This window comes from Rhodoblastus sp. (assembly GCF_041915505.1).
Classification (GTDB): Bacteria; Pseudomonadota; Alphaproteobacteria; order Rhizobiales; family Beijerinckiaceae; genus Rhodoblastus.
Window position 1 is genome coordinate 1 of record NZ_JAYSBG010000214.1, and the last position, 6,216, is coordinate 6,216.

General features: G+C 64.9%; 8 protein-coding genes. All 8 read right to left on the reverse strand.

Annotation, left to right across the window (positions count from 1 at the left end; genetic code table 11):
* Positions 1-35: 35 nt before the first annotated feature.
* A complete protein-coding gene (locus ACE3S9_RS13185; RefSeq protein WP_374546929.1) occupies positions 36-407 on the reverse strand; it encodes a hypothetical protein in 372 nt (123 codons plus the stop codon).
* A gap of 24 nt (positions 408-431) precedes the next feature.
* On the reverse strand, positions 432-629 hold the full coding sequence (locus ACE3S9_RS13190; protein ID WP_374546930.1) for a 2-hydroxymuconate tautomerase: 198 nt from the start codon (positions 627-629) through the stop codon (positions 432-434).
* A 3-nt stretch (positions 630-632) separates the two neighbouring features.
* The gene (locus ACE3S9_RS13195) at positions 633-1,397 is read right to left on the reverse strand and encodes a 2-keto-4-pentenoate hydratase (RefSeq protein ID WP_374546931.1); all 765 of its coding nucleotides are present in this window, start codon (positions 1,395-1,397) and stop codon (positions 633-635) included.
* On the reverse strand, positions 1,394-2,434 hold the full coding sequence (gene dmpG, locus ACE3S9_RS13200) for a 4-hydroxy-2-oxovalerate aldolase (RefSeq protein WP_374546932.1): 1,041 nt from the start codon (positions 2,432-2,434) through the stop codon (positions 1,394-1,396). Before dmpG ends, ACE3S9_RS13195 begins: the two co-directional genes overlap by 4 nt.
* Entirely contained in the window at positions 2,434-3,375 is a 942-nt protein-coding gene (locus ACE3S9_RS13205; RefSeq protein WP_374546933.1) for an acetaldehyde dehydrogenase (acetylating), read from the reverse strand. Before ACE3S9_RS13205 ends, dmpG begins: the two co-directional genes overlap by 1 nt.
* A 3-nt stretch (positions 3,376-3,378) precedes the next feature.
* A complete protein-coding gene (locus ACE3S9_RS13210) occupies positions 3,379-4,167 on the reverse strand; it encodes a 2-keto-4-pentenoate hydratase (RefSeq protein WP_374546934.1) in 789 nt (262 codons plus the stop codon).
* 36 nt (positions 4,168-4,203) lie between these two features.
* On the reverse strand, positions 4,204-5,715 hold the full coding sequence (locus ACE3S9_RS13215; RefSeq protein WP_374546935.1) for a 2-hydroxymuconic semialdehyde dehydrogenase: 1,512 nt from the start codon (positions 5,713-5,715) through the stop codon (positions 4,204-4,206).
* Positions 5,716-5,838: 123 nt separating this feature from the next.
* Positions 5,839-6,216, reverse strand: a 378-nt coding sequence (locus ACE3S9_RS13220; RefSeq protein ID WP_374546936.1) for a heme-binding protein, incomplete at its 5' end; no start/stop codon positions are given.

The following is a 6,216-nucleotide window of genomic DNA, read 5'->3' on the forward strand; positions in this document are numbered from 1 at the left end:
TCACAAATCATTGTTCTGGAAGAATACATGCGCATTCACGCCGTGACCGCGATCGATTCCGCGAGGCGGCGCCATTCTTCCTGGTCCTGTATCATCGCGCCGCGCGTCGTCGCCTCGACGAGCTGCATTTCGGCCAGGCGGGCGACTTTCCGGCGCACGGTCTCCTTCGGAATGCCGAGGAGTTCCGCCAGATCGAGGCAGGTCACCGGCCGTAACGCGACGCCATGGCTATTGGGAACGAGTCCCAGATGACCGAGGGCGACAAAGATCAGAACCTCGTCGGCGGTCATCCGGTGACGCGCGCGCGTCTCGCCAAAGGCGCGCAGCACCCTTCCCACGCGCTGCGAAAGCAGGCTCAGCTCGCAGGGCTGCTTATTGATCATCGCCCGGACGGAGACTTGCGACATTGGGATGCGCCCGTTCGGTTGCCGTCATGTCTTGGCGGTGGATTTGCTTTTTGCGACGCCGCCGGCAGAGAAATGTTTGCCAGGGACTTCGCGGATGATGATGCGGATCGACTCCAGCGGCGCGTCGACCGCCTCGTGAATCGCCTGCGCGACCTTGGCGTGCAGACGCTCCTTGGCTTCGTCGGAACGGCCTTCGATCAATGTGATTTCAACGACGGGCATGGATCACTCCGCGACGCGGATGGAGACGGAACCGAGTTTCTGGATGGTCGTGCGGATGTGCTGTCCGACGCTCAGCGCGTGCGCGGCGGTTGCGCCGCCGGCCAGCACGATCCAGCCGGCTTTGAGGCCGCCGATCGGGGCGGCGGCGCGGGCGGCCGCGACCAGCGAGCGGATCGGATGGCCGAGGATCGCGGCGGTGGAGCCGATCTGGACGGCGCGGCCGTCGACTTCGAGCGCGATGCCGAGATTGGAAAAATCCTGATCCGGCTTGTTCCAATTGCCGACCACGAAGCCCGACGAGGAGGAGTTATCGGCGATGACATCCGGCAGCGCGAATTTGAAATCGCGATAGCGCGAATCGATGATCTCCATCGCCGGGGCGATGGCCTCCACCGCGCTGAGCGCCTCGGCCGGCGAGACCTCGCCGGAGAGATCGCGCTTCATCAGGAAGGCGAGTTCCGGTTCGATGCGCGGATGGACGTAGCGCTTCTTGGAAAGCGATCCGCCCTCCTCCAGCCGCATGGCGTCGGTGAGCCGGCCCCAGATCACTTCATCTACGCCGACCTGCGCCATTTTCGCGCGCGAGGTCAGGCCCATTTTCACGCCGGCGAGTTTTTCGCCGCGCGCGAAACGGCGCTCGATCGAGAGCGCCTGAATGGCGTAAGCCTCCTCGACGCCGAGCGGCGCGCTTTCGGTGAATTGCGGAATGGCCTGCGCGGTGCGCGCGGCCTCGTCGACGATTTCGGCGAACTGGACGAGAGAGCTCATTGCGCCGCCTCCGCGCCACGCTGTTTCAGAATATCGAGGGCGACATCGACGATCATGTCCTCCTGGCCGCCGACCATACGGCGCTTGCCGAGTTCGGTGAGGATGTCGCGGGTGTCGACGCCATAGAGTTTCGACGCGTTTTCGGCATGGCGCAGGAAGCTCGAATAGACGCCGGCATAGCCGAGCGACAGGCTCTCGCGATCGACCCGGACGGGTCTGTCCTGCAACGGCCGCACCAGATCATCCGCCGCGTCCATCAGCATGTGCAGGTCGCAGCCGGTTTCGATCCCCATCCGGTCGAGCACGGCGATCAGGGCTTCGAGCGGCGCGTTGCCGGCGCCCGCGCCCATGCCGGCGAGCGAGGCGTCGACGCGCACCGCGCCGGCCTCAATCCCCGCCACCGCATTGGCCACGCCCAACGTCAGATTGTGATGGGTGTGGACGCCGATTTCCGTTTCCGGCTTCAACGCCGCGCGCACAGCTTTCACGCGCTCGGCATATTGGCTCGGCAGAAGCGCGCCAGCCGAATCCGTCACATAGACGCATTCCGCGCCGTAGGATTCCATCAGCAGCGCCTGCTCGACCAGCTTCTCGACCGGCGCCATATGCGCCATCATCAAAAAGCCGACCGTGTCCATGCCGAGCTTGCGGCCGGCCTCGATATGCTGGCGCGAGACGTCGGCCTCGGTGCAATGGGTCGCCACGCGCACGCTGCGCGCGCCGGCGTCATAGACCCGCTTGAGATCGTGCACGGTGCCGATGCCCGGCAGCAGCAGCACCGTCACGCGCGAGAACGTGCATTCCTCGGCGACGGCGGAAATCCATTCGGAATCGTCATGGGCGCCGAAGCCGTAATTGAAGGTCGAGCCAGTGATGCCGTCGCCGTGCGAAATCTCAATCGCGTCGACATGGGCGCGGTCGAGCGCGCGGGCGATGGCGCGCACATCATCCAGGCTGTAGGAATGACGGATGGAATGCATGCCGTCGCGCAAGGTGACGTCCTGGACGTAGAGCTTGTCCTTGTTGATGCGGGCCATCACGCGGCCTCCTTCCGAAGTTGCTTGGCGGCCCAATGGTCGGCGGAGACCAAAGCGGCGGAGGTCATGATGTCGAGATTGCCGGCATAGGCCGGCAAATAATGCGCCGCGCCCTCGACCTCGAGCATGATCGTGGTCTTGAGGCCGCTCGCGAGGCCGACGCCGGGAATGCGCACCGGCGCATTGTCGCCGATGTTCTCGAACTGCACCTTCTGCTTCAGGCGATAGCCCGGCACATATTTTTGCACCGTGGCGACCATGTCCTGCACCGATTTCTCGATGGCTTCGCGCGAGCCGCCCTGCGACAGGGTGAACACCGTGTCGCGCATGATCAGCGGCGGTTCGGCGGGGTTGAGGATGATGATCGCCTTGCCGCGCTCGGCGCCGCCGAGCTTGCAGATGGCGTTCGAGGTGGTCTCGGTGAACTCGTCGATATTGGCGCGCGTGCCGGGGCCGGCCGACTTCGACGAGATCGAGGCGACGATCTCGCCCCAGATCACCCGGTCGGTCGCGCGGCGCACGGCGTGGACCATCGGGATCGTCGCCTGGCCGCCGCAGGTGACCATGTTGATATTGGGCTCGTCGATATTGGCGTCGCCATTGATCGCCGGAATGGTGAAGGGACCAATCGCTGCGGGAGTCAGGTCGATCACCTTCTTGCCGTCCTTCTGCAGGATGGCGTTGTTGTGGATATGGGCGCCCGCCGAGGTCGCGTCGAACACGACCTTGATGTCCGCGTAATTCGGCAGCTTGCGCAGGCCCTCGATCCCCTCGTGCGTTGTCGGCACGCCAAGCCGCGCCGCGCGCGCGAGACCGTCGGACTTGGGGTCGATGCCGACCATCGCGCCCATTTCCAGATTGTCGGACATGCGCATGATCTTGATCATCAGGTCCGTGCCGATATTGCCCGAACCGATGATCGCGCAGGAAATTTTCGCCATTGCTTACTCCTTCGCGAAAGCCGCGCGCACGGAGCCGAGGCCCTCGATCCGCGCTTCGAACACATCGCCCCATTTGACCGGCGCCATCGGACCAAGCGCGCCCGACAGCACGGTGTCGCCCGCCTTGAGCGGCCGCCCGACCCGGGCCATGGTCTTGGCCAGCCACAGCATCGCCGACAAGGGATCGCCCAAACAAGCCGCGCCGGCGCCTACCGAGACCGGCTCGCCCGCGCTTTCCATCACCATGCCGGCGGCGCGCAGGTCGAGATGCTGGAGCTTTCGGGGCGTCGCGCCGAGCACATAGAGGCCGGAAGAGGCGTTGTCGGCGATGGTGTCGAGAATGCCGATCTTCCAGTCCGCAATGCGCGAATCCACCACTTCGATCGCCGGCAGAGCGAAGGCCACCGCGCGGATCACGTCCGCAATCGTGAGGCGCTCCTGATCGAGATCGCGCTCGAGCACGAAGGCGACTTCCGCCTCCACTTTCGGTTGGATCAGCTGCTTGCGGGACATCTCCCAGCCGTCGGGAACCGCCATATCGTCGAACAACATGCCGTAATCGGGCTGATCGACGCCGAGCTGCTTTTGTACCGCGAGCGAGGTCAGGCCGATCTTGCGGCCGACCAGACGACGCCCCGCGTCAAGCCCGCGCTGCGTGTTGATCTCCTGCGCCGCATAGGCAAGATCGAGCGCGCCCTCCGGCAAGAGATCGCGCACCGGCGCGCAAGGCTTGCCGAGGCGATGCGCTTCAAAGAGCTTGTCCGCGACCTGTGTTATCGCTTGGTCCGACACAATGGCGTCCTTCCTGACTGGTTCAAATTGCTGCTGTCAAAGCTTGACGCAGACGTTGGTGAGTTCGGTGTAGAACTCGAGCGAATGGACGCCGCCCTCGCGGCCGATGCCCGACTGTTTGGCGCCGCCGAAAGCGGTGCGCAGGTCGCGCAGGAACCAGGAATTCACCCAGCAGATGCCGACATCGAGCTGCGAGGCGACGCGATGGGCGCGGGAGACATTCTCCGTCCAGACCGCCGCCGCCAGCCCATAGGGCGTCGCATTGGCGAGCTTCACCGCCTCTTCCTCCGTGTCGAACGGACGGATGTGGCAGCAGGGGCCGAAGATCTCCTCGTTGATGACACGGGCGTCGTCCTTGAGGCCGGTCCAGATGGTCGGCTGCACCCAGGCGCCGTTGGCCAGATCGCCGGGCATGTCGGGCTTGCCGCCGCCGGTGACAAGCGTCGCGCCTTCGTCCAGCGCCAGCTTGTAATAGGACAGCACCTTGCCGCGATGTTCCTGGCTGATCAGCGGGCCGAGATTGGTCGCGCCGTCTTCGGGGCGGCCCAGCTTGAGCGCTTCCGCTCCGGCCTTCATGCGGGCGACGAAGGCGTCGAAGACCGGCCGCTCGACATAGATGCGCTCGGTGCCGAGACACACTTGGCCGCAATTGGCGAAGGCCGAGCGCAACGAGCCCTCGACCGCCTTGTCGAGATCGCAATCGGCGAAAACCAGCGCGGGATTCTTGCCGCCGAGTTCAAAGGACACCTGGCGGATGCCATGCGCCGCCTGGCGCATGATCGCCTCGCCGGTGCGAGTCTCGCCGGTGAAGGTGACGCCATTGACGAGCGGATGCTGGGTCAGGAATTCGCCAGCCGAATTGGGGCCGAGGCCGTGGACGACATTATAGACGCCCTTCGGCACGCCGACCTTGTTCATCACCTCGCCGAGCAAAGTCGCGGTCAGCGGCGTCTCTTCGGAGGGCTTGACGACCACCGTATTGCCGCAGGCGAGCGCCGGGCCGACCTTCCAGGTCATCAGCAGCAGCGGCAGGTTCCACGGCGAGATCACCGCGATCACGCCCTTGGGCCGGCGCAAGCCGTAATTGACCGCGTTCCGGCCGTCCGGCGTTTCGAGAACGAAGGTCTCGGTCGCAATATTGCGCACGGTCTCGGCGAACATCTTGAAGTTCGCGGCGCCGCGCGGAATGTCGATATGCGAGGCGAGATTATAGGGCTTGCCGGTGTCGAGACATTCGGCGGCCAGAAAGTCATCGAAGCGATTGTTGATCTCGTCGGCCACCGCCGCCAGCAGATCGGTGCGCTGCGGCACGGTCAGCTGGCCCCACGGGCCGTCAAGCGCCCCGCGGGCGGCATGGACCGCCGCGTCGACCTCCGCCTTGCCGCCTTCCGGCACCCGGCCGATCACGCTGTTGTCGAGCGGCGAATGGTTCTCCCAACCCTTGCCCGTCGCCCCTTGCGTGAACTCCCCATTAATGAAATGCGCAGCATCCCGCCGCGCCGTCTCAACGCCAACATGAGCCGTCTTGTGCAAGGCCTGAACCGACATTCGCCCTCTCCTCGATCCTTCGCGTGACGCCCGCCCGGTCGCGGGCGCCGCGTTTTGAGTCTTGTGCCATAAAAAATATCGATAGAAAATATTATTATCGATATTAATTTTCGAACGAAGGGCTCAGCCGAGACCCAAAGCCGTCAGAGCAGCGCGCGCGCAGGCCCGGTCGTCATCCTCCGATCCGCCCGACACCCCAATTCCGCCAATGACTTCGCCATCCTGGACGATCGGCAGACCGCCGCCGAACAGAACCACGCCGGGCCTGCGCGCTATGCCTTGGTGCAAGGTCGAATTTGCGCTCAAGGCGTCGCTCAGGACGTCGGTCGCGACGCCGAACACAGCCGCCGTATAGGCCTTGTCTGTCGCAATGCCGATCGAGGCCTTGAAGGCCCCATCGGCGCGCAACAGCGCGACCAGATCGCCGCTGGAATCGACGACGGCGGCCACCACCGCCTTGTCCGCGGCCCCGGCATGGGCCACGGCCGCCTCCACCGCGGC